Here is a 23,996-nt window from a genome sequence, read left to right as displayed (position 1 = left end):
TTGGATGTCCAATCCTGCTTTTCTCTATATTAGTGAACACTAATGTATTACCCTATATCCATATTACGGGAAATCCTAGCGACTTTTTTGATAGAGATAGGTTTCTCTATGTGTTCTTCCTCCTATACTGGGAACAAGGAATGGAAGGAGGATGCCTGATGGGATATTGGTACATAGAGCTGTCTGACGGGAGGATCGCCTTGATTACGGACGACCCTTTTTTCCGTCCTGAAGGTCGACCGGAACAGGTCCTGGATGAAGTGATGGGTAAGGTGGAGGAAATGATAACAAAGGTTTCTGAAGCCATCTATGGGGATTGGAAGGACTTATTGGATCGAACGGATGAGTAGTGGCCTCGTTTTTAGTGAGCGAAAGAAAAGAGGTAGACGTCTGATCAAGTAAAGGGGCATATGAATTCGTAGGGGAGGGGATCCCCATTTTAAAAAGAATAAGTCAGGAACGGATTGAGAGAGGGATAACCTCCTGGATCACGCTGTGTCTGTATTTATTGTCCCTGACGTTTAGGTTTTGGATAGGGGGAGCGTAGCGCAGGAAAGAAAAGAAGGAGGATAATCATGATTATCGTGACCAGTGAACAGGTGCCTAACCGGAAGATCAAAGAATTGAAGGGGTATGTCAAGGGAAATACGGTTCGGGCCAAGCATATCGGACTGGATATCCTAGCCGGGCTGAAAAATGTGGTGGGCGGTGAAATCAAGGATTACAGCGAGATGATGGCTGAGGCGAGAGAGATCGCGATCGAGCGGATGGCAGCAGAGGCGAAAGCAAAAGGAGCCGACGCCATCATTGCTTTCCGGTTACAAAGCTCCTCCGTGATGGGCGGAGCTTCTGAAATTATCGCCTACGGGACGGCTGTCTTGTTGGAAGCGGAATGACGGGTCATTTTCCGGGTATAAGCGCTTCGGAACAATCGGTTTGTTTGGGATCAGAAGGAGGGCATTCCGTGCAAAGGAAAGATCAAAAACGGTAAGCGATATGAAGTGAATCGCAATATATAACCGATCAGAAATACGCAACGGACAACTATATGCTGAGTTTATGTGGGCTCTTTGTAACGAGCGATCCCCCTTACAGGGGATTCTTTTTTATTCGAGACCCTTGAAAAACCAAATCTCTTTGTCGAGTATATATAATACAAAGTTGGCCGTAAAAGCGGTCAACTTTGTATTATAAAAATAATTATTTTCTTGTAATTGATAATCATTTTTTGTATAATAGAAAAAATTATTTTGAGTGAGGTTACCTTATTATGGAGATTGTACTATCTGGCTTTGCTTTATCACTTTCCTTGTGCATGGATATGGGAACAGTAAACGTCGCAATTATGCGTGCGGGTGTTAGAAATGGTGGTTGGCCTGCCTTTTGGATAGGTATTGGGTCTAGTGTAGGGGATCTGGTGTATGCGGTTTTATCCATGATTGGAATCAGTATATTATTACAGTACGAGTGGGTTCGTTGGATTCTTTGGTTAGGTGGCTCTGGTATGTTGCTTTATTTATGTGTACGAATGTTTTGGGAAACGTTCACTGCTAAAGCAGTTACGGCTGATGACTCCTCACCAAAAGAACTAACCTCTTCTTCTAACTTTTTTCAAGGTATTGTTCTTGCTTTAGCTTCACCGACTGCGATTTTGTGGTTTGCTGCCGTTGGTGGAAGTGTTATTGCCGCCACAAATCAAGACCAGACACAGTCCGCATTAATCCTTTTCTTTTTGGGTTTCTTTTCAGCTGGTCTTTTATGGGCAGTTTTTCTTGCACTTTTGAGTGGATGGGGAGGACGGGTCGCCGGTCCAAAGCTGGTTCGGATTTTTTCTGCGATTTCCGCGATTTTATTTTTCTACTTTTCCGTTAAGGTATTCCTTAATGGTTATCAACAACTGTTGTAAGGTAGACGATAAGTTTCTAATTATTAGGAATAAACCGGCTTTGCGTTTGGGTGATAGGAAGAGGGGATAAAGACAGGATAACCCTTTCGAAGACAGGAGTGATCGAGCATGAATGTATCCGAAGTTATGACGACGGATGTGAACAGCTGCACTCCCGAGAGTTCCCTTGAAGAAGTGGCCCAGAAGATGAAGGAGATCGAAGTGGGGGTCGTTCCGGTTTGTGATCAGGGAAAGTTGAAAGGTTTGGTGACTGATCGGGACATCGTTGTCAAAGGGCTGGCGGAACAATTGCCTTCTAACGCAAAAGTTTCCGAGGTGATGACAACCGAACAAATTACGGGAACCCAGGACATGTCAGTGGAAGAAGCCGCTCGTTTGATGTCCGATCATCAGATTCGTCGATTGCCCATCATGGAGAATGACAAGTTGGTGGGGATCGTTTCCCTTGGGGATTTGGCTGTTGAACATCCATCCAACGATAAAATTGGACGAGTTCTTGAGGAGGTTTCACACCCGGCGAAGCCTAACCAATAATTCAGGGTCGGCTTCAAAATCAGCAAAAAGCCCACTCTCAAAGTTAGAGAGTGGGCTTCGTTGTATTCGCCTGATGAAAAAGAGTCGATTAGGAGGAATCCGACCTCCCAAGGTCCAATAGTACCCGTCATAAGGGGTGAGCGCGATGGACGAGATGAAGGATATGATGAAAATGCTGCTGGAAGGGCAAAGCCGTCTTCACGAGCAGCTTTCGTCAATGGATCGGCGGATGGAGTCGTTAGAAAAGCGGTGTGAACGTTTGGAGGGAAAGATTGACAAGCTGGAACACCAGCTCAACGACGCCGCAGAGTCGATCAACCATCTTGTCTGGCGCTCCGCCAGCCAGGAACGGGAAATCCGCCGGATCAAAGTCCGGAAGCGGGAGGCGTAGTTTTGGAAGGGCATTCTCTTCTGTTCCGCTTTCGCCTCTGCTATGATGGAGGTAAGAGAAAAGAATGGTGCCGGAGAAGCCCTTCTCGGAGAGGGGTCCTTCTTTTTGCCAGAAGAGGGAAGATCGTTTCATGGGGAGGACACGATACTGTTGGAATGGTGGATATTGATTCTGGTTGGGTTGGTCTCCGGGACGGTGGGGAGCCTTGTCGGATTGGGCGGGGGCATCATCACGGTGCCGGCCCTTTTGTTTTTGGCTTCGACTTTCCCGGAGTACAGCCAAATTACGCCCCAAGTTGCCGTTGGGACCTCGTTGGTCCTAGTGATTATCACTGCTTTGTCCTCGACTTTCTCCTACCTCCGCCAGAAGCGGGTCGACTTTAGCAGCGGGTTAGTCTTTTTCGTCGGGAGCGGTCCTGGGGCGGTTTTAGGTGCTTACTTAACCAATTTTTTCAACCCCGAATCCTTCAACATCGGCTTCGGTATCTTGATGATCCTGGTCGCTGCCCTGCTCACCTTCCAAAATCGGCTCAAGCCGCCGGAGGTCAAATGGAGTGTAGAGAGGAAGTTTATCGACGCAAAGGGGAACATCTACCGATACGGATACCACCGTCCTACTGCTCTCGGTATGGCTTTTGTTGTCGGAACGGTGTCCAGCTTGTTTGGAATTGGCGGTGGTGCTCTCATGATGCCGGTCATGGTGCTTCTCTTCCGTTTCCCGCCCCACGTGGCCACGGCGACATCGATGCTACTGATCTTCCTCTCATCGGTGATGGGCTCGGTGACGCACATGATCCAGGGAAACATCGACTGGTTGGCTGTTCTTCTAATTGCCCCCGGTGCCTGGTTGGGTGGGCAAGCCGGTGCCTGGTTGTCCAACCGGATGAGCGGTAACGGGATCCTGATTACGCTTCGCTTGATGATCATCGGTATTGCTATCAAGATGGTTGTGGACGGTTTATCCTAACTTCGGAGGGAGGATGTCTGTGAACCGGACTCTTATACACATTCTTCATACCAATGATATACATAGCCACTTTGAGGAGATGCCCCGTATTCAGACGGTTCTCGACGGCCTCCGACGGGAGCTGAGTAAGACGGATGCAGTTTGCTTCACGGTCGATGTGGGGGACCATATGGATCGTGTCCGTGTGGAGACAGAAGGAACAAGGGGAAGGGCCAATCGGGCGGTGATGGAAACGGCGGGGTACCAGATGATCACCTTGGGTAACAATGAACTTCTCACCTTTTCCAAACCGGATCTGGATGCTCTCTTTACGGATGCACCCTTTGAAGTGCTGGCCGCCAATGTGGAAGAGGCGAAGGGGGAGCAGCCTCATTGGCTCCGGCGATGGACGGTGAGGGAGGCTGAGGGATTCCGGATCGGCTTTCTCGGCGTTACGATTCCTTTTCAAAATTTTTACCGCCTTTTGGGATGGAATGTATCCGATCCCTTGAGCTTACTGGCCCAAGAGGTGGCCCGACTGCGCCAGGAGGTGGATGCCGTCATTCTCCTCTCCCACCTGGGGTTGGGCAACGACCGCCGCTTGGCCGAGGCGGTTCCGGGAATTGACGTCATCCTGGGTAGCCATACTCATCACCTGTTGGAGGTGCCGGAACGGGTTGGCCCGACCCTGATTGCCGCAGCGGGTAAATTTGGCGGCCATGTCGGTCATGTTACTTTGGAGATGGACCCCGTGACCCGGAGGGTAGCGGCGTTGTCAGGCCGTTGTCTCCCTGTCCGAGAGGCCCCAGCCGATGAAAAAGTGCGGGAACAGATCCGTCGTTTCCGCCTGGAGGCAAAAAACACGCTCTCTGAGCCGATTTTAGAGTTGTCTGAACCCCTACCTGTGGATTGGCATCGGGAGTCCCCCCTTGGCAATCTCCTTGCCGACGGGCTTCTCGACTGGGTGGGGGCGGATTGTTCCCTGGTCAATGCGGGTCAGCTCCTGGGCGGTCTAAAGGCAGGGCCGGTCTCCCGCGGACGACTACATGAGATCTGTCCCCACCCGATCAACCCCTGCCGCATCCTGCTCTCCGGGGCATCCATTCGCTGTACGTTGGAAGAATCCCTTCTGCAGGAATATCAGGACAAAGGTATCCGGGGCTTCGGCTTCCGAGGCAAGCAATTGGGCACGATCAACATGGCCGGGATCAAGGCGGTTTTCGAACCGGCAGCTCCTCCGATGGAGAAACTGCGGGAAGTGAGGGTGGCAGGGGCTCCCCTTGAGGAGGACGAGTTGTACCGGGTGGCTACCATCGATATGTTTACCTTCGGGGTGGGTTATACCGAGATAAAAAAAGGGAAGGAAATTGAATATTTCCTCCCCGAATTTCTAAGGGACATCCTGGCCCACCAACTTCATCGACCAGGGGCCCTTCGGCAATGCTGGATCCCCCGTTGGCAACTTCAGGAAAGGGACACGGCTTTGTAGGCGGTTTTGGGCACCGGGAATCCGATCTCAGATGCAGTCAGGTTGCGTGCAGACATGGGATCATTTCCTCCTCATCTGTGCCGGTTTATTATACACGGGGGTGCGGCATGTTTTTCCATCCTCCGGGGCAGGTTATAACAACGGTGGATAAGGTTCCTCTCGCAAGCGGAGAGGAGTTGAGTTAGAATAAGCTGAAAGAGAAGGAGGTTATTACCGATGCGGTTCGTAGATGATATCTACTCCCTTTACCGAGAGCAACTGGGGGAGGACGAAGACAATGCGATCTCCGTTGTCCTCAGTATCCTCGAGGATCATTCTCGAGAAGATATGATGACGCTGATCAAGGAGATGGACGACGACGAAGTGATGCAGATGGTCGGTGTCTATCTGGTGGAGATGTTGAAGATGAAGATGGCCCAGGATGGCAAGCTGAGTGAATGGGAGTCCTCCCTTAACCCTCCCCGTTATCACTGAGGTAGTAACTTTCAGTGGAATGCCCCGACCTGCACCATGAGGCCAACGGCCAATTTATAAGGAAATTGTGCTTTCCCAATTGGTACTTATCCTTTTTTATCTTGAACACCCGCACCACGCGCTTCTTTCCATCATAACTTATAAAGACTTGGTGGATGGGAGGGGATCATGTGGTCCGTCTGCAACCTCTCGATGTGGAGGGGCGTCAGGTTTTAGGGGTCGAGGTGGCTTTGCCCAAGACCAATCTGCTGGTGGTCTCGACAGAGAAAGGCTACATCATGTGCGGGGCACTGGATGTTGCCCTACTCAACGAAAAACTGGCCGACCGGGGAATTCTGGCCGGGCGGGCCGTCGGCGTCCGTACCTTGGAGGAGCTCTTGAACGCCCCACTGGAAAGTGTCACCCTTTATGCACAAGAGCGGGGTATCCGACCGGGGATGACCGGGCGGGAAGCCATTTTGAAAATGTGTTGACCTTTATGGAGGACACCCAAAAGAGGTGCCCTTTTTTATTTTCGAAAACTCCGGTATACTGAAGCCGTCCAAGTGCATGAACGTTCAACTAATCAACAGAAAACAGGAGGCACACGGGATGACCACGCGGATTGACGGGAGGAGCCCCCAGTGGGCGGCAGTATCTCCTGAAGATTTTGAAACCCTGGAAGTATTTTTCACCCGTATCCTCAGTAGTAAGAAGGTAACCAAGGGAGAAATCAAAGTGATGGGTTACCTCGTCAGGAAAGCCCTCCACCTCGGTGAAAAAGGGGCCTATTCGGCTCGGATTCGGGAAAAGGACTGGGTGGAAGAGGCCGGTCTTTCTAAAAACGAAGTGGACAAGGTCCTGGCCAAATGTGAGGAGAAGGGATGGATCACCCTCGACAAACAAGCGAAACCCGTGGCGGTGGAACTCCGGTTGCACGGATGAAAAAGGGGACAATCGGATAGATAATCGGTCCATTTTTTTCACATGAATGCCATCCTCCGATAATGCTGTCTGTCCTCCGTTCGGTATAATGAAGATAGATCGTCAAAAAAGAGTGGAGGACCGGCATCAATGCTAAAAAAATGTTGCGGATTGGCCGTTGTCGCTTTCATCGGCACCGTTTCTGTCACCGGCTCTTTTGCCGGAATACAGCGAGATTGGGACAAAAGGTTATCGCAGGAAGCGGCGGGTCCGGAAACCGACGGGGATATAGCGAGACAGGAAACGCGATCTGACCGAACAGAAAGACGACAGCCGGGTAGCCCGGAACGGAAGGTAGCCGGTGAAATCACTCAATCCGCCCTCGACGTAAAGGATGCCATTCGCATCGCCCGCAGCAAATTACATTACCGGGGTAAAGTCGAGCGAATCCAAAAGGATGAATGGGATGTCGGGCCTGTTTATATCGCGGATGTGAAAGGGCTCAATACAAGGGGAAAGCTGACCATCCACGCCAAGACTGGCTCCTTAGTTGCCGTGGAATTCAGCGATGTGAGGGTTTAATTTTCTAAAGAAAAATATAAATGAAAGCGGCTCCTGTACCGTCACAGGAGCCGCTTTCATTTATACACACCTTAAACTTCCTCCGGCTTCTCCAATTCCAGGTGTCGGAGGAGCCGGTCCATCTCCTCCGGAAGCGGGGCGGTGATGTTGATTTTGGCTCCCGTGAGGGGGTGGGTGAAAGCAAGACGGAAGGCGTGGAGAGCCTGGCGGCGGATTTCACTGGCCGGACCGCCATAGAGGGTATCCCCGAAGAGCGGATGTCCGAGGTGGGCGAAGTGGACACGGATCTGATGGGTTCGTCCTGTTTCTAGTTCTGCGTGAACGAGGGTAGCTTTGTCGGTCCGAGATAGTACGCGGTAGTGGGTGACTGCATGATCGCCCGATGGAGTCACCTTCCGTCGCAGAGAATGGCTGGAATCCCTTCCGATCGGTGCGTCGATCGTTCCTTCCGAGGGATGCTCCCCATTCCCCATCCGTCCCTGGACGATGGCCACGTAATGCCGTTTAATGCGGCGGTTACGCAACTCTCGATCCATCAGCTGGTGGGCATAAGCGTATTTGGCTACCAATAGCAGTCCAGAGGTATATCGGTCCAGCCGATGAACGGGGCGTACCTTTCCTTCAAACCCCTGTTCTTTCCAACGGTGGAGAAGCCCGTGAGCCAGGGTTCCCGTATCTCCGGGCTTCACCGGATGGACATTGATTCCGGCCGGTTTGTCTATAACGATGAGATCTTCATCTTCCCATACGGTTCCGAAGGGGACGGGTTCCGGCTCCAGGTCGGCTTTTTCCCGGGGGCGAACCGCCACCTGAAGACGGTCTCCCTCTTGTAGTACCCGGTTGAGCCAAGGCATGGTTCCATTCAATCGGAAGCCCCGGGAGCGGGTGAGGCGGTTGATCATCCGGTTGGAGAGGAGGAGTGGCCCTTTCAAAACCTCGGCCACTGTCCGATTGCTCCACTCCGCGGGTACAACATAGGTGATCCATTTGGAATGAGGTTTCATTTCACGTTCCTCCGCAATCCATTCAACTTCATTCCATCGTAACCGATCCAGCGTTTCGGCAAAAGCTTTTTCCCCAACGTGAAATTTGTCAGTCTGGTTGGGGTGTGGTATAACTGGAAGCGGAACTCCACAATGGGGAACCGGGAAACCGGTTGAGAGGGCGCTGAATCGCGCCGACCCGACGAACCTGATCTGGATGATGCCAGCGTAGGGAACATAGGAAACGACGGCTACACCAAAGAGGCCGCTTTATGTGACCAACCGCCAATCCGATCCGGATTGGTTTTTTTATGAGGATGGGAGGAATTCGGATGGCCAATGCCAACGTCAGCCTTCAGGTTCTACCCCGAGCCTCCGGGGATAGGGAAATCTATGACCTGGTGGACGAAGCGATCCGAGTGATCCGGGAGTCCGGTGTCAAATATGAAGTCGGACCGATGGAGACGACGATGGAAGGGGATTACGATGAATTGATGGCTGTGGTAAAAAAAGCCCAGGAAGCCGTTGTCACAGCCGGTAGCGGACGGGTAATTTCCATCATCAAGGTCGATTATAAACCCGACGGCATTTCTATCGAGGAAAAGGTGGGTAAGTATCGCCGATGAGACAAGGGAGAGAGTGGATGCCCCCACTGGCGACGGTCCTCTTGTTGCTGGCGGTATGGGAGGTAGGTGTGCGGCTTTTTTCGGTGGAGGAGTGGTTACTGCCCACTCCGAGTCGGATTGCGGCCACTTTCATGGAAAGCGGTGATCTGCTTGTTCGGCATACGGGACCCACGCTGATAGAAGCCGGCCTCGGTTTTATTCTGGGCATCGGCATAGCACTCCTGCTGGCGACTGCGATCGAACTCTCCACTTGGCTGCGCCGGGGGATTTACCCCCTTCTCATCACCACCCAGACCGTGCCGGTGATCGCCGTAGCTCCGCTGTTTATCGTCTGGTTCGGCTATGGGTTGCTTCCCAAGGTGTTGATCGTGGCCTTGGTCACCTTTTTCCCTGTCGTGATCAGTACGGCTGATGGGCTTCGGTCGGCGGATCCGGAGATGGTTCGCCTCCTCCGGTCGATGGGGGCGTCAGATTGGCGCATATTCCGATTAGTGCGCTTTCCCCATGCGTTACCCGGTTTTTTTTCTGGAATGAAGATTGCCGCCACCTATGGTATCCTGGGCGCCGTAATCGCCGAATGGCTGGGGGCAGACAAAGGGTTGGGGGTTTTCCTGGTAAGGGCGCAAAATTCTTTTGCTGCCGATAAGGTATTTGTTGCCATCTTGGCGATCACCTTCTGGAGCCTTGTTTTATTCGGCCTTGTTCGGTTGGCGGCTAGATTGGCGGCCCCCTGGGCCTCTATGCATCCGAAACAAAAGCATCGTGAAGGAGTGGATAGAAGATGAACCGATGGAAACATGGAGCTCGGACTGCCTTGCTGACGGCAGGTCTGGCCCTTCTCCTGACTGCCTGTGGAGGTGGGGGAGGAGCGGATGAATCTGGAGACAAGAAGGTGAAGCTGCTCCTGGATTGGGTTCCTAACACCAATCATACCGGCCTCTACGTGGCCAAAGAGAAGGGTTGGTTCTCTGATGAGGGACTGGATGTAGAGATCGCCTCTCCTCCGGAAACGTCTGCCAATCAACTGGTGGGAGCGGGCAAGGCGGAATTCGGGATCAGTTCCCAGGAATATGTGACCCAGGCCAGGGCTGAAGGGGTGCCGATTGTCTCGATTGCCGCCGTTTTGCAGCACAACACTTCCGGCTTTGCGGCACCCAAGGAGAAAAACATCCGCTCTCCTCGGGACTTTGTCGGCAAAACCTATGGCGGATGGGGCACACCGATGGAAAATGCTTTCCTGAAGACGGTGCTCGCCCTGGACGGAGTGAAAACGAAAAATGTCGAGGATAAGGTGAAGGTAGTCAACATGGGAGAAGCCGATTTCTTCTCCGCCACCAAACGGAATGTGGACTTTTCCTGGATCTATTATGGATGGACGGGAGTGGAAGCCAAGCTCCGGGGGGAGCCTGTGGATATCCTGTACCTTAGAGACTTGGATCCAGCTCTGGACTTCTATACCCCGACGATCATTACCAACGAGAAGATGATCAAAGAGGACCCCGACACGGTACGTAAACTCGTGCGGGCCGCGGCTAAGGGGTATGAATATGCAATCGACCACCCTCGTGAATCGGCAGATATTCTCCTGAAGGCGGCTCCGGAAACGGATAAGAAGCTGGCCCATGCTTCTCAGAAATGGATGAGCCGTCAGTACCGGGCAGATGCTGATCAATGGGGGGTTCAAAAGAAAAAGGTTTGGACGGATTTCACCGATTGGATGTGGAAAAACCGGCTGATCAAAAAGAAAATCGACCCTGACAAGGCCTACACCAATCAGTTTTTGCCGAAGTAATCCGAGGGGTGACAAATGGTGACGAAACTCCAAGTGGAAGGACTGGTGCAGGCATACCCTTCTTCGGAGGGGGAGCGGCCAGTCTTGGACGGGGTCGACCTCTCGGTGGGGGAAGGGGAGTTCGTCAGTCTGATTGGCCCCAGCGGATGCGGGAAGAGTACACTCTTTAACGCTGTCAGCGGGTTGGAATACCCAAAAGAAGGTCGTATTCTACTGGATGGCCAGGAGATTACAGGGGAAGTGGGCCATGTGGGTTACATGATGCAAAGAGACGCCCTCTTCCCCTGGCGGACGGTGCTGGAAAACGCGATCCTGGCTGCCGAGGTAGACCGCCGTTCCCGCCGGGAAGCATTGGCCCGAGCCCGGGAGCTTCTTCCCGCCTTTGGCTTAGAAGGGTTCGGGGAGGAGTATCCCGCCCGTCTCTCCGGGGGAATGCGGCAACGGGCAGCCCTTCTGCGGACCGTCATGTCAGAGCGGGAGGTGTGGCTTCTGGACGAGCCTCTTGGGGCTTTGGACGCCCTTACCCGGGAACGAATGCAGGATTGGCTTCTTAGCATCCGGGAACGGTTTCCCCGTACGATCCTGTTTATTACGCACAGTATCGACGAGGCTGTCTACCTCTCTGACCGGATTCTTGTCCTCTCTCCTCGCCCCGCCCAGGTTCGGGGGGAGGTGGAGATCCCGCTGCCCCGCAAGCGGTTCCGTACATTAGAACGGGAGGAAACCTTCCTCCATTGCAAAGAAGAAGTTCGTCAATGGCTGTAGTATCTCGGCTCCCAATTGATTGAATCAGCTCCCTGCCACTTTTTCTGGGGGTTGTTTTTTTGGAGGTTTTCTTCGGTCTGGTGGAGAAAGGTTTCAGGACTCTGTTCACAAGACATTTAAATTGTGCGGAATCCGCCTTTTTACCCACTTCTTCTATCATTGAAAAGGGATAGGGACAAGGGTATGATGGGGATGGCAAAGGGCTGTAGGATGATTGCGAGACGGGAGGAGAACCATGGCCAAGAAGAAAAAAAGCCAGAAAAACACGAAGGATAAGATCCGGGAGAAACAAGCTCGGGAAAAAGCCCGGCGGATGAAGAGTTTGACGGTTACTACCTTGGTTGTTCTGTTGCTGGCGGCAGGAGTCTTCTACTTGGTTCAGTCGGCTTCCGATGGTGGGAGTGACAATCGGGTGGAGGCATCGGTTTTTCAGTATGACAAGCAACCAGTAATCGGCAATGACAAAGCCAAAGTGAAGATTGTGGAGTTTGGGGACTATAAGTGCCCGGTCTGCAAACGATTCAAGGACGAGATCTTCCCTCAACTGAAAAAAGACTTCCTGGACAACGATAAAGCAGGATTTTATTTTATCAATAACCAATTCATCGGAGAGGATTCCATCACGGCAGGGATCGCCGGGGAGGCCGTCTACCGTCAGAATAAAGAGGCATTCTGGAAATATTACCAAGCCGTTTATGACCATCAGGGTTCGGAGCAGCAGACCTGGGCCACGCCGGAGTTTCTCGTTGGGTTAGCCAAGAAAGAAGTGCCTGGTATCGACCATGGCAAACTAGCTAAGGACATTCAGCATAAAACCTATGAAGAGAATGTAAAGGCAGATAAAAAGATCGGCGAAGAAGCCGGGGTTAGCGCGGTGCCGGCCCTGTTCATCAACGGGAAGCCGGTTGAACTGGAAGTGATCTTCGATTATCCGAGGTTGAAGCAGATGATCGAGGATGAGCTGGAGAAAGCCCGGTAACGGTCGGGAGCGTATGCATATGACCGGATTGAGAAACTACAGTTTGTACCTGGCATGGCTGGTATCCTTGGTGGCCGTCGGAGGTAGCTTGTATTTTAGCGAATATGCCGGTTATATCCCCTGCCAACTGTGTTGGATCCAGCGGATCTTCATGTATCCGCTCGTTCTGATTTTAGGGATTGCCTCTTATCGAGAGGACCGGTCAGTCATTCCCTATGCCTTGTCGATGAGCCTGCTTGGAGGAAGCGTTTCTCTCTATCATTATCTTCATCAGATGGTTCCAGGCTTGGCCAGTTTAGCTCCCTGCAGAGAGGGAGTCCCCTGTAACACCGCCTATATCGATTGGTTGGGTTTTATTACCATACCACTCCTAGCGTTAGCTGCCTTCACACTGATTTCCGTGCTGCTGTTTCTCGAAAGGAAAAGGGTTGAATAAGGGAAGGGCGCCGGACAGTGCCGGGGCCCTTTTTTCCATCCTTACAGGCCTAACGAGGGGTGTTTGGGTGCTAATTTTTGTCAGTTGTGTTGCTGGCGTGGATTCTCTTTGATAAATTAAGTTTACGACTGACGGTTTTTGTGGCTATGATGAACGAACATTGCGGGATAACCCCCATTCTATAAATCGATCATATTGCCTACCATTATTTCAAAAGGAGAGGTGCAAGGTGAGTGAGGAAAAACCTCTGCAAGTTTTGCGCGTCAGCGATTTCCATACATCCCTGACCTTTTATCGGGACAAGCTCGGGTTTGAGGCGGAACGGATCGACCTCGAGGCCGGAGCAGCACTCCTCGTCGCTCCAGGGGGATCGTTGTTGCTTGTAACGGAGAATCCTGATCTGGATGCGGCGGCTTACCTAGCGGAAACAACGGTACCGGCCCAACTGTTTACCCATCGGGAGGAACCGGAAGGCGGAGACAACCCAGCTCTGCAGGAAGAGGATGCACCCAGCGAATTGCTGGAGGAGGATGGAGAGCCGGTAAGCCAACCGGTTCAAGCCGCAGATGAAACCTTTGCCGAGGAGAAAGAACCGGGGGAAAGGGAGGAGACTCCCGCCCCCCGGATCGTGGAAGTTGGACGAGAGGATCGGCTGGAGTTTCCGGGGGAAAACCTCTTATTCCATCAGGAGCGTCTGGCTGCCCTTGGTATCCGAGACATGCTTCTCGAGGAGTATCCAGCCGTTGAGCAAATTTTACTCCTGAAGGATCCCGATGAGTACCAGGTCGCTTTTCACGAGAGCCTTCGCCTCAGCGATGAAGAACTTCTCAGCCTCTATACGAAAGGGCCGGATTTGCTGGAAGGGGCCATCCTCGGTATGTTGGACGAGGATTTGGATCTCCCGGTGGAAGAAGGTGGGGAGACCATCCGCCGCATCATCCTCCAACTGGTTGACTTTGACCTGGAGATGACACAGCGGATCAAATGGGCCCTCGCCGAACCAGGCCACTCCTACCCCCTGCCCCTCTATGACCCCGATCAATGGGCGGAGTCTCTTCGTTATGAATCCCGCCCGATCCACGTGGAAGTGGGGATGTTACGCCTGCTTCGGGATCATATCCTGATTCTGTGTGAACAGATTCCAGACGCTCTGGACCGTCACCTGGTCTCTGAGCGGGGGACAGTGGAAGTTCGTACCATGCTTCAGGTCGTCGCTGAGACATCCCGTGAACAGATCCAGACAGTCCTCGACGTCCGGCATCAATACGGAAAATGATCTGAACTGCGGTCCCGTAAGGGGCCATTTTTTTATGAAGAAGACGCGCGTCGTTCCTCCCGCACCAATCGATTAACTGTTTCCCGGGTGAGGCCGAGGAGCTGGCCCAGTTCCTCCTGGGTGAGGAGGTCCTCGACGGGTTTGGAGGAAAAGTGATGATGGAGCCACTCTCGCAAGAGCCGGAGGCGGTTGGAAGAAGGGGCTGTCAGAAACCCGATCCGTTGCTGGACGGTTCGGAGAGTGTACTGGAGGGAGAGGGCGACTTCACGATACTTTTCCGGGCAGGCTTCCAGTTTCCGATACCAGTCTTCCGCAGGAATCCGTTCCACTTCACTGGTGGTGAGAGCGACCGCTGTCGCATAGTAAGGTTGCGGTGTCAAAAGCGAATGGTGGGGAAAGGTTTCACCCGGAACCAACAGGTTAAAAAGGAAAGAAGTTCCGTCGGGTTGCAGGCGGCTCACCTTGAACAGGCCGCTTTTCAGATGAAAGAGATAGCCTTCCTCTCCTTGGCGAAACAAGATTTCTCCCCGATGCAGGATCACAGTGTTCATCTCCTTGTCATAGGTGCTGTGATTTCGGTCACAGTGTCGGACTATCCTCCTATTGTATCCTTTACTTGGAAGCGATCCAATGAGGAGGAATGAGCCATGGATGCGAAAACGATTGAAATCGTAAAGAGGACTGCCCCTGTACTGAAGGAAAACGGCAAGGCGATCACCTCTTGCTTTTATCAACGGATGTTTTCCCGTCATCCCGAGTTGCATCACTTGTTTAACCGTTCCAATCAGCGTCAGGGCAAGCAGCAGCAGGCACTAGCCAATGCCGTCTATGCAGCTGCGGCTCATATTGATCGTTTGGAAGCGATCCTACCGGCGGTAGAACCGATTGCCCATAAACATCGGGCCCTCGGGGTCAAACCGGAGCAGTATCCCATCGTCGGGGAGAATCTGCTGGCGGCGATCAGGGAGGTGTTGGGTGAAAATGCAACAGAAGAGGTATTGGAGGCGTGGGGAGAAGCCTATAAAGAAATCGCCAGGGTGTTTATCCGAGTCGAGGAAGGCATGTACCGGGAAGCGGTGGAGCTTCCCGGAGGGTGGGCGGATTTCCGGCCCTTTCGCGTCACGAGGAAAGTGAAAGAAAGCGAGATTATTACTTCCTTTTATTTAAAAGCGGTAGACGGGGGCCCTTTACCTGCGTATCTACCCGGACAGTACATCACGGTGCGGATGAATATACCGGGAGAGACCTATACCTTCCATCGCCACTATAGCCTCTCCGATGCACCTCGTACGGACGAGTGGCGGATCACCGTCAAACGGGAAGAAGGATCGGAAAAGCATCCTCCTGGGGTAGTCTCCAACTATCTCCATGACTATGTAGAAGAAGGAGATAACCTCCATCTGAGCGCACCGGCTGGCAGTTTCGTTCTTGATATGGAAACGGATCGGCCCCTCGTCTTTCTCAGTGGCGGTGTTGGTCTCACGCCCCTGCTCAGCATGGCTACCCACCTTGTTCAAACGGGCTCCCGACGGGAAATTACCTGGATTCATGCCGCCAAAAACGGACGGGTTCATGCCATGCGTAAACCGATTGAACGGCTGGCTCAGGAACATGCCGCTTTCCGTTCGTTCGTCCTTTATGAATCCCCTACAGAGGAAGACCGGATCACCGGTGCTTTTGACAAAGAAGGGCGGATTGACGGCCCTTTGTTGGAACAAATCCTTCCCCGGAAAGAGGCGGACTGTTACCTCTGTGGGCCGCTTCCTTTCATGAAGGTGGTCTTCGGTGTGCTCAAGGAGCAAGGGGTGGACGAAGGGCGGATTCACTACGAGATGTTCGGCCCGTCTCATTCCTTGGACGACACGAAAAACGTCGGTGGGAGCCTGCAACCAACCCTATAACAATGCGTACGAAAGGCTCCCTAGTCTGATCCGGGAGCCTTTCGTGATCCATAATTTTTGTTACTGTTCCAGTGGGGAAGGCAGGTTCTCCCTTACCTTGGAGCCCAGTTCCTGCAGCATCTGCCATAGTTTTTGGATGTCATCCTCGGTGGTATGGATGTTTCCAATGGAAATCCGTATCATGTATCCATCCCGGATGACCCCATGGGAGGCAAAGGTGGATCCGGACTCGTTCAGTCGTGCCAGCAATTTCTTGTTGAGCTGGTCCACATATTGGCGGAGAGCAGCTCGCTGTTCCTCAGTTGCCTGTTTCCATGCTGCCTGAATGGACTGTGGCACATAGCGTAGGCAGACCAGGGCAAAGGGCGAGGTAGCAGGACAGATGAAATCCGGATGTTTGTCGACCTCCGAAGCCAGCCAACGGGCAAGTCGAAGACTCTCTTGCATCCGGTCGGCCAGTCCTTCCCGGCCAAAACTTCGAATGACCCACCAGAGTTTTAGGGCGCGAAAGCTCCGTCCCAATTGCAAGGAAAAATCCATATAGTCGATGCTGCCATCCTTTTTGACCGTTTGCAGGTATTCCGGGACAAGGCGGAAGGTGTTGGCAAGGGCATCCTTGCGGCGGCAGTAAAGTGCCGTCACCTCTAGGGGGGTATAGAGACACTTGTGAGGGTTGACCACCACGGAGTCTCCTAGGCTAAGATCTTCGGCATTTTTTCTAACTTCCGGCACTAGATTCCAGAATCCACCGTAGGCCGCATCGATGTGAAGCCAGATCCCATGGCGTTGACAGATGTTCGACACGGGAGTAACCGGGTCTGCTGCGCCTGTAGCGGTTGTCCCGACAGTCGCCACCACAGCCATCGGACGGTAGCCCCTCTGAAGATCGGACTGGATGGTTTCCTCCAGCTTAGCCGGGATGAGTCGGTAGTTCTCATCTGTCGGCACTCGGACGACATTTTGCGTGCCTATACCGAGGGCGATGGCCGCTTTATCTACCGAACTATGCGCCTGATCCGAGGTATAGAGGCGCAGGCGAGGGATCGTGCGGCCGGTCAACCCTTCTGTGCGAACGTTTAGGTCGGAGTGTAAGTCCCTCGCTGCTGCCAGCGCATAGAAGGTGGCGAGAGACGCTCCGTTGATCAGCACGCCATCTTCAGAAGGAGGATATCCAATCATCTCCGCCATCCAGCGGAGGACGACGGTTTCAAGAGCAGAGGCTGCCGGCGCTGATTGCCAGACCATGGCGTTGACGTTCAAAGAAGATATCAACAAATCTGCTAGAATCCCAGGGAAGCTCGCCGAGATGCTGAAGTAGGCATGAAAGGACGGATGGTTCCAGTGGGTTAGGTGAGGGATGACCTTGGACCATGTTTCATCGAGGGTGGATGAAAAGGGTTCAGGCTTTTCCGGTAGTGGTTTGTCAAAGAGACCGATAAGCTCTTTGGGTGAGATGTCGCTGGTAACAGGCAGGTCACGGATGTGTTCGAAGTGATCGCGAATCATGCGTAGCAATTCCTGACCGTGTGCTTCAAAGACGTGTGGATCCCAGTCTCCCAGGTTTATAGGGTGTGATTGCAATTCGGTCATAGACGATCCTCCAGTTTTCATTGAAGTCCGTCCTTCTCTGTTTCTTTCTTGTTAGCATAAAAATCCTTCAGGAGCGAGGCACCATCTTTGACAAACTTCTGACAGACGAGGGCATGGTGTTTTCGACTGTAAGCCTGAGCCGATAACAGGCGTGTCCAGGATTTTGCCACAGGAGTGGGCCATTGCTCCCGATTTCCCAGTTCTTCTTTCATCCTGCTACGAAGATGCTGAAAGCCCTCAAGCATCATCGTATGCTCGGTATTTAACTCACCGCTGAAGCCTGGGCTGATGAAGGGAGGCATCATGGACGGGCGGATTAGCTCTTCGTAGAGCGTGACAGGAAAGTCTGCAGCGTATTTCATGGTGGAGGTAGAGGCCTTATAAAGGGCGGTCAGCCGATCCAGAGAAGCGGTCAGCCGGGGCCAATCGCGTTGCTTCAAAGCGTCCATGCTCGCCTCTAGCATGGTATTCATCGTCACCAGAACCACATGAAAGACGTGGTGGCCCTGCTTCCAGCGGAGTGCCGCTTGTTGGTAAACGGAAGGGACGGAAGCCGTGGTGGTTTGTTCCATGGTGTTACCTCCTTTCCTCTTCGATTTCATATCCTTGAACCCATCTTTCCAGCGTCACTTGGAAAACGTTGATCCACCCTTTGAGGATCTGATACTTATCGGCCTCATCAAGGCTAGTCATGTCTAAATCCCGAAGGTGATTCTCGTATAAACCGAGGCAGGCTTTTGACCAATTGGCGAGATCGGGGGAGTTGCGTACCAGACGGAAGTACTGATCGTATTCCTCTGCTGTGGAATTTCCATGAAAGGGGTCGGGAATCTTTGATTCCGGCGGAATGGTCAGAGGCTGGATTAATCCATAGTCAGACGAACATTTCTTTTGGTTTTCATCCATCTCCAAATCGTACCTCCTTTAGGTTGCATAAATCTTTCCTTTGGCCAACTTAATTTGTTGAAGCCATTTTTTTTGTGCAGTGCCATTATATCGGAACAAGTAACATCTGTATACAATTACCAAAAGTTTTTTTGGGGAAATTCCCAACCCGCACGTTCATCCTCCCTGCATTGACGAAAGGGAGGCGGATGCGCTATACTTTTCCATTGATTTGATTGCAGAAAGGGGGCTGAACCGTGAAGGAAGCGGGGAGCAAGACAGCGGGTGACAAGCCGGGTTCGATTGAATGGGACCCCTGGGATCCGTGGCATATCCGAAAAGAAACAGGACAGCATCAGCTGACCAGTGTCGAATTTACCGTCACCCAGTTGTGCAATCTCCGATGTGAACATTGTGCCGTGGGGGAGATGCTAGTGGCAGAGGAGGGTGTCTCGATTCCGGTGGAGCGTTTGATTCACCGCTTGGACGAAGTGGATACCCTGCAGACGCTCAGCATCACTGGAGGGGAGCCTGTCCTTAGCCCACGGGTGGTGAAGGAAACCATTCGACCTCTCCTCCGTTACGCCCGTTCACGAGGGATCCGGACCCAACTCAATTCCAATCTCACCCTTCCTCTCTCCCGGTATGAAGGCTGGGTGGAGGACTTGGACGTTTTACATATCTCGTATAATTACCGAGATGCAGCCGATTTCCATCGGATCGCTTTCGAAAAGTACGGGCGGGATGTTACGCCGAAGGCGGCGGAAGCTCTGTTTGATCGCATGTTGGACAATGCCCGGGCCCTCTCCTCTGCCGGAGTTTTTGTTTCGGCGGAAACATTGCTTTCCCCCTTCACTTCGCCCCATATCGGACAGATGCACCGGGACGTGGCAGCGATGGGGTGTCGACGCCACGAAGTACACCCTCTTTATCCCAGTGATTTCGCCAAGGGGATGAACCTGGTTACGCTGGACACCTTCCGGGAAGCCATCCTCACCTTGGTGGAAGAGCGAGACCCATCGGTCTGGATTTTGTTTGGAACACTGCCTTTCTACCCCTGTAGCGACCGGATCGAGGACCGGGAACTGTGGCTCCGCCTTCACCAGGAGGAGAATATCACTGTCCGCCAGGACCCTGATGGGCGAAATCGACTGAACGTTAATGTCTTTAATGGCGATGTAATCGTTACCGACTTCGGGGATGTTCCACCCTTGGGTAACATCGAAACGGATTCTCTCCCCGTCATTTTCGACCGGTGGCTAGGCCACCCACTCGCCAAGAAATATCACTGTTTCTGTCCGGAAGCCCGTTGTACCGGTCCCAACATCCTGGTGGCCGACACCTACTATTCCGGTTGGAACTTCCGGGAGAGACGGGCGAAGATCCGACTGTAAAGGGGAAAACTGCAAATAAAAAAGAGCCTCCGGGAGAGTTCCGGGGGCTTTGTTGTTGTATCAGTGTCCAATCCGATCAGTAGGGACGGCGGGGACGGCGGGGAAAGCGGGGGGGATAGCGGAACGGTGGGCGGCGAAAGGGTGGGAAAAAAGGAGGGTAAAAGATGGGTGGGAAAATAGGGGGATAGTAGATGGGCGGGTAATAGGGAGGTGGATAATAAGGGGGTGGATAGTACTGGGAGGCATCCGCTTCCTCTTCAGGCAGGAAAGACGCCTGAAAGTTCCCGGGGTCCTGGTTGAAGTCGTGTGGTGCGGTCGTCGGGTCTTGATCAAAGCTGTACGAGCCGGCTCCCGGGCCCTGACCGTATCCGTATGGATCAACCGCCGGGCTTTGGCCAAAGCCATACGGGCTTGGGGTGGGATCGTAACCGAACCCATACTGGCTTACCGTCGGATGGGCCCATTCGTATCCATAGGGGAACGGAGCGCCGTAGTCCTGGGGCTGTTGTTGGCTACTCGTTTCCGCCTGGTTCGCCGTCTCTTGGTTATTTGTTGTTTTCGGTTCAAAATCTTGCTGGGACATAAAACCTCCTCCTCGGTCCAATCATAGTTCCTACACCACAAATGTATGTGTAAGATGCCGGTTTTTGTTTGTCCAGCCTAAACTTCTGCTTGTCCCTTTTCAAAAAGTGGAACAAGGAATTCTGGTGTATAAATCCGTGATACGGTATCGTGGAAGAGAATCATGAACCAGAAGCCTCCAGCCGGGGGATTCCGGCTTTCTAAATCCGGTGAGAAGGGAGAGGAGAACGTGATTGTACAGGAGACGGAGACCGGTTTTATACTGATTCGCCAGCATGACCACGGTCAGATATCCGGCGATTTTGCCGATCATTGGGTGGACGGGGGACGACCGGGCCCCTCTCTGCGGACGGCGGTTCGTTACCATGATGTGGGGTGGGAGGAACTGGACGGCGAGGTGCGGCGGCTCCATCCGAAAACGGGGAAGCCCTATTCCTTCGTGGATTTCCCGATGGCGGAGAAGCTGACTGCATACCGGCATGGGATAGACCGGGTGGAAGCGATGGATTCCTATGCCGGATGCCTGTGCAGTATCCATTACGCTTCCTTTTTCAAAGGGACGTCCGACCCTTTGGAGCTTCGTTTTCTGGAAGAGGAAAAAAGGCGACGGGAGCGGTTGAAAGAGAGGATGACGGAAAGGGAAAGAGAAACTCTTGAGAAAGACTGGGATTTCCTGCGTTTGTGCGACGACTTGTCCCTTTTCGTCTGTCTGAACCCTCCTGGGCGGAATGTTCATCCATGGTACCAAGAAGGGATCCGGTATCAGGAAGGGAAGCTCCTGCCCGAGTGGGAGGATGAAGGGACTCTTCGTATGAAGGAGGGCTTGATCCGAGGCTCCTTTACTATACGTATTCCCTTTTGCCAGGTGGATCACAGTGGTCAGCCTGAAGGGAAAGGGGAGCACAGAGTAGTGGTGAAAGCGGGATAATCCAGTAGAAAAGGGGAGATTCTGTGAGGGTGACGGGCTTTAACCATGTAACGATCCGAGTTTCCCATTTGGAGGAATCCCTTGCTTTCTATCAGGATATTCTTCAGATGGAGCTTGTCCATCGGGGTCGGACCGACGCTTACCTGGAGTGGGGAGAGGCGTGGGTCTGTCTCGTAGAGAAAAAAGGGGAGAAATCGTTAGCAGAGTCCTCTTTGGGTGTCGATCACGTGGCCTTCACCATCGATGAAGAGGACTTTGACAGAGCCGTCCACCGTCTCCATACTTGCCGTGTCCCCATTGTCCGAGGGCCGGAAGAACGGGGTGGAGGCCGGGTTATCAATTTTCTCGATCCCGACCATACCCAACTCGAGCTCAACACCGGCAATCTTCGGGAACGGATGAAGGTTTGGGTGTAAAGGCGTAAAACAGGCATGCTTCGCAATCGTTGCGGAGCATGCCTGTTCTTACAAGAGAGGTTCATTCGATAAAGAGCGTAATACGAGCTGGATCGTGGGGGTCAGGCCACAGGTTGATTACAGGGTAGGTGGTTCCTTTGCCCCCTTCGAACTGGACGAAGAGCTCTTGGCGGGAGAAGGCGTCCTTCATCTCTGTACTTTCTTCTTCGGCCAATCCGTGGACTTCTAGGCTGCGGCTCATACCAGGCAGGGCCAAGGGATTGAGTAGTTTCCGGGGCAGGGTGACGATCTTCATGATCTGCCTCCTCTTAGAGTGGTTTCAGCTGCCTTCGCAGTCATCTACTCCATTCCCCCTTAGTAGGAATTTTAAAAGATGGCTTCCGATGGGGAAGGGAAACCGACCTGGTGACTCACTCGTTTACCTGTTGGCGGCTTTTTGGACAAATGACAACAACCGGCTGGTTCAATTGTTCCCCGCTCATAATTAAGGTAGAATAAGAGCGATTTCAGGGTGGGAAAGTAGAAATAATTTTTACATAGCCTGTAGTCTTTGTAAAAGGGAGGGGTGGCTCGGAATGTTTGCTCATGTGATCGATGACCGGGTCTGTCTGCAGTTACTGGAGCATCGCCATGCTGAAGAATTGTATGGGTTGACGGAAGCCAACCGGGCACATCTTACTCCCTGGTTCCCTTGGGTGGAAACCATTCGCTGTTCGGCGGACAGCAGGACCTTCATTGATGGTGCGTTAAAAGGGTTTGCGGAAGGGAAGGGTGTGCACTGTGGCATCCGGTTAGACCGAAAGTTGGCTGGGGTGGTCGGTTCTCATACAATCGATCCTGTCGAGGGAAGTGCGGAACTGGGCTGGTGGTTGGGAGCACCCTATCAGGGGAGGGGCATAATGACCCGTGCTTGTGTAGCCCTTATCGGTTATCTGGTAGAACAACGGAGTTTACACCGTATTGAAGCGCGTTGTGCTGCTGGTAACCAGCGCAGCCAAGCGGTCATGGAGAGCCTTGGGATGCGCCATGAAGGGACACTGAAAGAAGGCTCACGAATCGGGGATACATTCGATGACACGCTGATCTATGGCCTGCTGGCTTCTGAATGGAAGAAGCAGAGGTGTTCCTAGGATGGTGAATCTTGAGCCGCTGTTACCAAAAGATTTTTCTCTGTTGATCCAATGGACCGACACCCCGATGTTTCTCCTTCAGTGGGCAGGTCCCGGCTTCCGTTTTCCCCTGACACGAGAACAACTGTTAGAGCACTGGGAGGGAACCCGTGGAGAAGATCCTAGTCGCCGCTGTTTTAAAGCGGTCCATCCGGAAACCGGCCAGATGGTGGGGCACATCGAGTTGAATCGTATCAACCGGACACACCGATCCGCCACCATCTCCCGGGTGCTCCTCGATCCACAAGTTCAAGGAGGGGGATTGGGAACAGCGATGGTACAAGAAGTGGCCCGGGTCGGGTTCGAAGAGATGAACCTTCATCGGATCGATCTGTATGATTTCGATTTCAATGATTCTGCCATCGCTTGTTACGAGCGAGTGGGGTTCCGGATGGAAGGAAAACTGCGGGATGCCCGGCGTATAGACGACCGATACTGGACGGTCTGTATCATGGGGATGTTGGAGCAGGAATGGAGGGAGCGAAGGGATGCTATTTCAAAAAGATCAACTCTTGGTTCGGGGAGTTGAGGTGACAGATGCCAAACTCCTCTCCAAATGGCTGTCCAATGAGCGGGTCCTGTTTTTTTTCGGGGGGAGGGATCAACCTCACGACGAGGAGATGATCCGTCACAAGTACCTGGCCAAGCGGGAAGGCTCCACTTATCGCTGTATTGCGGAATGGAAGGGGAAACCCGTCGGTTTTCTTCAATTTTATAAACTGGATGAAAACCGGTTGCGACTGTTTGGGTACCCTCTGGAAGTCCCTGTGTGGGGGATGGATCAGTTTATCGGGGAGCCGGATTGCTGGAACCAGGGGATCGGTACGCAACTCGTCCGGATGGGGACAGATTTCCTCGTTGAAGAGAAAGCGGCTGAAATCGTGATAATGGATCCCCAGGTTCGGAATACTCGAGCGATTCGCTGTTATGAAAAATGTGGGTTCCGAAAGGTACGGATGTTACCGAGACACGAGTTGCACGAAGGCGTCTGGCAGAGCTGCTGGCTGATGGAGTACGACAGTGAATACCCGGAATATTCCCGTTGATGTG

The 23,996-nt window shown here is 52.8% G+C and carries 32 protein-coding genes and 1 riboswitch; of the genes, 25 read left to right on the top strand and 7 right to left on the bottom strand.

The window, feature by feature from the left end; genetic code table 11:
- Positions 1–158 precede the first annotated feature (158 nt).
- From ACFOUO_RS05200 to ACFOUO_RS05150, 11 genes are all read left to right on the top strand, one after another.
- Positions 159–350, top strand: coding sequence for a hypothetical protein (locus tag ACFOUO_RS05200; protein WP_380702858.1), 192 nt, complete (start codon positions 159–161; stop codon positions 348–350).
- Positions 351–575: 225 nt separating this feature from the next.
- Positions 576–896, top strand: a complete 321-nt coding sequence (locus ACFOUO_RS05195; protein ID WP_380702856.1) for a YbjQ family protein — start codon at positions 576–578, stop codon at positions 894–896.
- A 374-nt stretch (positions 897–1,270) separates the two neighbouring features.
- The gene (locus ACFOUO_RS05190) at positions 1,271–1,906 is read left to right on the top strand and encodes a LysE family translocator (protein WP_380702854.1); all 636 of its coding nucleotides are present in this window, start codon (positions 1,271–1,273) and stop codon (positions 1,904–1,906) included.
- Positions 1,907–2,014: 108 nt separating this feature from the next.
- On the top strand, positions 2,015–2,440 hold the full coding sequence (locus tag ACFOUO_RS05185; RefSeq protein WP_380702852.1) for a CBS domain-containing protein: 426 nt from the start codon (positions 2,015–2,017) through the stop codon (positions 2,438–2,440).
- A gap of 145 nt (positions 2,441–2,585) precedes the next feature.
- Entirely contained in the window at positions 2,586–2,831 is a 246-nt protein-coding gene (locus tag ACFOUO_RS05180) for a hypothetical protein (protein WP_380702850.1), read from the top strand.
- Positions 2,832–2,981: 150 nt separating this feature from the next.
- Positions 2,982–3,797 carry a sulfite exporter TauE/SafE family protein gene (locus ACFOUO_RS05175; protein ID WP_380702848.1) on the top strand — a complete coding sequence of 272 codons (816 nt, stop codon included), beginning with the start codon at positions 2,982–2,984 and terminating at the stop codon, positions 3,795–3,797.
- A gap of 19 nt (positions 3,798–3,816) precedes the next feature.
- Positions 3,817–5,265, top strand: a complete 1,449-nt coding sequence (locus ACFOUO_RS05170; RefSeq protein WP_380702845.1) for a bifunctional metallophosphatase/5'-nucleotidase — start codon at positions 3,817–3,819, stop codon at positions 5,263–5,265.
- A 216-nt stretch (positions 5,266–5,481) separates the two neighbouring features.
- The gene (locus tag ACFOUO_RS05165) at positions 5,482–5,739 is read left to right on the top strand and encodes a DUF6154 family protein (RefSeq protein ID WP_380702842.1); all 258 of its coding nucleotides are present in this window, start codon (positions 5,482–5,484) and stop codon (positions 5,737–5,739) included.
- 170 nt (positions 5,740–5,909) lie between these two features.
- Positions 5,910–6,212 (top strand): YunC family protein, encoded by a 303-nt coding sequence (locus ACFOUO_RS05160; RefSeq protein ID WP_380702840.1) that lies wholly within the window; start codon positions 5,910–5,912, stop codon positions 6,210–6,212.
- 118 nt (positions 6,213–6,330) lie between these two features.
- On the top strand, positions 6,331–6,663 hold the full coding sequence (locus tag ACFOUO_RS05155; protein ID WP_380702838.1) for a hypothetical protein: 333 nt from the start codon (positions 6,331–6,333) through the stop codon (positions 6,661–6,663).
- Between the two features lie 129 nt (positions 6,664–6,792).
- Positions 6,793–7,224 carry a hypothetical protein gene (locus ACFOUO_RS05150; RefSeq protein ID WP_380702836.1) on the top strand — a complete coding sequence of 144 codons (432 nt, stop codon included), beginning with the start codon at positions 6,793–6,795 and terminating at the stop codon, positions 7,222–7,224.
- A 71-nt stretch (positions 7,225–7,295) separates the two neighbouring features.
- Here the strand turns inward: ACFOUO_RS05150 and ACFOUO_RS05145 are convergent, their stop codons facing one another.
- A complete protein-coding gene (locus ACFOUO_RS05145; RefSeq protein ID WP_380702834.1) occupies positions 7,296–8,228 on the bottom strand; it encodes an RluA family pseudouridine synthase in 933 nt (310 codons plus the stop codon).
- Positions 8,229–8,351: 123 nt separating this feature from the next.
- A riboswitch (TPP riboswitch) is annotated at positions 8,352–8,461 on the top strand.
- Positions 8,462–8,539: 78 nt separating this feature from the next.
- On the opposite strand from ACFOUO_RS05145, the gene ACFOUO_RS05140 reads away from it, so the two are divergent.
- From ACFOUO_RS05140 to ACFOUO_RS05110, 7 genes are all read left to right on the top strand, one after another.
- Positions 8,540–8,833, top strand: a complete 294-nt coding sequence (locus tag ACFOUO_RS05140; RefSeq protein ID WP_380702832.1) for an MTH1187 family thiamine-binding protein — start codon at positions 8,540–8,542, stop codon at positions 8,831–8,833.
- Positions 8,830–9,618 (top strand): ABC transporter permease, encoded by a 789-nt coding sequence (locus ACFOUO_RS05135; RefSeq protein ID WP_380702830.1) that lies wholly within the window; start codon positions 8,830–8,832, stop codon positions 9,616–9,618. The genes ACFOUO_RS05140 and ACFOUO_RS05135 overlap by 4 nt, the downstream gene beginning before the upstream one ends.
- Positions 9,615–10,625, top strand: coding sequence for an ABC transporter substrate-binding protein (locus ACFOUO_RS05130; protein WP_380702828.1), 1,011 nt, complete (start codon positions 9,615–9,617; stop codon positions 10,623–10,625). Before ACFOUO_RS05135 ends, ACFOUO_RS05130 begins: the two co-directional genes overlap by 4 nt.
- Positions 10,626–10,640: 15 nt before the next feature.
- Complete coding sequence (locus tag ACFOUO_RS05125; RefSeq protein WP_380702826.1) at positions 10,641–11,390, top strand: ABC transporter ATP-binding protein; 750 nt, start codon at positions 10,641–10,643, stop codon at positions 11,388–11,390.
- Between the two features lie 235 nt (positions 11,391–11,625).
- Positions 11,626–12,369 (top strand): DsbA family protein, encoded by a 744-nt coding sequence (locus tag ACFOUO_RS05120; RefSeq protein WP_380702824.1) that lies wholly within the window; start codon positions 11,626–11,628, stop codon positions 12,367–12,369.
- Between the two features lie 19 nt (positions 12,370–12,388).
- Positions 12,389–12,805: a disulfide oxidoreductase gene (locus tag ACFOUO_RS05115; protein ID WP_380702822.1), complete on the top strand. Its 417-nt coding sequence runs from the start codon at positions 12,389–12,391 to the stop codon at positions 12,803–12,805.
- 229 nt (positions 12,806–13,034) lie between these two features.
- Entirely contained in the window at positions 13,035–14,081 is a 1,047-nt protein-coding gene (locus ACFOUO_RS05110) for a hypothetical protein (RefSeq protein ID WP_380702820.1), read from the top strand.
- 32 nt (positions 14,082–14,113) lie between these two features.
- Here ACFOUO_RS05110 and ACFOUO_RS05105 read toward each other — a convergent pair whose 3' ends face one another.
- Positions 14,114–14,623 carry a Crp/Fnr family transcriptional regulator gene (locus ACFOUO_RS05105; protein ID WP_380702818.1) on the bottom strand — a complete coding sequence of 170 codons (510 nt, stop codon included), beginning with the start codon at positions 14,621–14,623 and terminating at the stop codon, positions 14,114–14,116.
- A gap of 105 nt (positions 14,624–14,728) precedes the next feature.
- On the opposite strand from ACFOUO_RS05105, the gene hmpA reads away from it, so the two are divergent.
- Positions 14,729–15,982, top strand: a complete 1,254-nt coding sequence (gene hmpA / locus ACFOUO_RS05100; protein WP_380702816.1) for an NO-inducible flavohemoprotein — start codon at positions 14,729–14,731, stop codon at positions 15,980–15,982.
- Between the two features lie 60 nt (positions 15,983–16,042).
- Here hmpA and ACFOUO_RS05095 read toward each other — a convergent pair whose 3' ends face one another.
- From ACFOUO_RS05095 to ACFOUO_RS05085, 3 genes are read right to left on the bottom strand one after another with little or no spacing between them, the layout of a single operon-like run.
- On the bottom strand, positions 16,043–17,572 hold the full coding sequence (locus ACFOUO_RS05095; protein ID WP_380702814.1) for a pyridoxal phosphate-dependent decarboxylase family protein: 1,530 nt from the start codon (positions 17,570–17,572) through the stop codon (positions 16,043–16,045).
- 17 nt (positions 17,573–17,589) lie between these two features.
- Positions 17,590–18,144: a hypothetical protein gene (locus ACFOUO_RS05090; RefSeq protein WP_380702812.1), complete on the bottom strand. Its 555-nt coding sequence runs from the start codon at positions 18,142–18,144 to the stop codon at positions 17,590–17,592.
- A 4-nt stretch (positions 18,145–18,148) separates the two neighbouring features.
- Positions 18,149–18,484 (bottom strand): hypothetical protein, encoded by a 336-nt coding sequence (locus tag ACFOUO_RS05085; protein ID WP_380702811.1) that lies wholly within the window; start codon positions 18,482–18,484, stop codon positions 18,149–18,151.
- Positions 18,485–18,714: 230 nt separating this feature from the next.
- Here ACFOUO_RS05085 and yfkAB point away from each other — a divergent pair, with 230 nt between their 5' ends.
- Positions 18,715–19,851, top strand: coding sequence for a radical SAM/CxCxxxxC motif protein YfkAB (gene yfkAB, locus ACFOUO_RS05080; RefSeq protein ID WP_380702809.1), 1,137 nt, complete (start codon positions 18,715–18,717; stop codon positions 19,849–19,851).
- Positions 19,852–19,927: 76 nt separating this feature from the next.
- On the opposite strand, the gene ACFOUO_RS05075 is transcribed toward yfkAB, so the two are convergent.
- Positions 19,928–20,434: a hypothetical protein gene (locus tag ACFOUO_RS05075; RefSeq protein WP_380702807.1), complete on the bottom strand. Its 507-nt coding sequence runs from the start codon at positions 20,432–20,434 to the stop codon at positions 19,928–19,930.
- 162 nt (positions 20,435–20,596) lie between these two features.
- Here ACFOUO_RS05075 and ACFOUO_RS05070 point away from each other — a divergent pair, with 162 nt between their 5' ends.
- Both ACFOUO_RS05070 and ACFOUO_RS05065 read left to right on the top strand, forming a co-directional pair.
- Positions 20,597–21,361 (top strand): DUF3891 family protein, encoded by a 765-nt coding sequence (locus tag ACFOUO_RS05070; protein ID WP_380702805.1) that lies wholly within the window; start codon positions 20,597–20,599, stop codon positions 21,359–21,361.
- A 23-nt stretch (positions 21,362–21,384) separates the two neighbouring features.
- Positions 21,385–21,777, top strand: coding sequence for a VOC family protein (locus ACFOUO_RS05065; RefSeq protein WP_380702803.1), 393 nt, complete (start codon positions 21,385–21,387; stop codon positions 21,775–21,777).
- 61 nt (positions 21,778–21,838) lie between these two features.
- Here the strand turns inward: ACFOUO_RS05065 and ACFOUO_RS05060 are convergent, their stop codons facing one another.
- Positions 21,839–22,072 carry a hypothetical protein gene (locus ACFOUO_RS05060; RefSeq protein WP_380702801.1) on the bottom strand — a complete coding sequence of 78 codons (234 nt, stop codon included), beginning with the start codon at positions 22,070–22,072 and terminating at the stop codon, positions 21,839–21,841.
- 280 nt (positions 22,073–22,352) lie between these two features.
- Here ACFOUO_RS05060 and ACFOUO_RS05055 point away from each other — a divergent pair, with 280 nt between their 5' ends.
- Genes ACFOUO_RS05055 through ACFOUO_RS05045 form a run of 3 tightly spaced genes read left to right on the top strand, consistent with a single transcriptional unit; the run spans position 22,353 to position 23,992 of the window.
- Positions 22,353–22,907 (top strand): GNAT family N-acetyltransferase, encoded by a 555-nt coding sequence (locus ACFOUO_RS05055; RefSeq protein WP_380702799.1) that lies wholly within the window; start codon positions 22,353–22,355, stop codon positions 22,905–22,907.
- A 1-nt stretch (position 22,908) separates the two neighbouring features.
- A complete protein-coding gene (locus tag ACFOUO_RS05050; protein ID WP_380702797.1) occupies positions 22,909–23,475 on the top strand; it encodes a GNAT family N-acetyltransferase in 567 nt (188 codons plus the stop codon).
- Positions 23,435–23,992: a GNAT family N-acetyltransferase gene (locus tag ACFOUO_RS05045; RefSeq protein WP_380702794.1), complete on the top strand. Its 558-nt coding sequence runs from the start codon at positions 23,435–23,437 to the stop codon at positions 23,990–23,992. Before ACFOUO_RS05050 ends, ACFOUO_RS05045 begins: the two co-directional genes overlap by 41 nt.
- The last annotated feature ends 4 nt before the right edge of the window (positions 23,993–23,996 follow it).

It is taken from the genome of Salinithrix halophila (assembly GCF_042650125.1).
GTDB classification, from domain to species: Bacteria; Bacillota; Bacilli; order Thermoactinomycetales; family DSM-45169; genus Salinithrix; species Salinithrix halophila.
The sequence above is the reverse complement of the archived record's forward strand: the minus strand, read 5'-3'. Positions and strand labels throughout refer to the sequence as shown.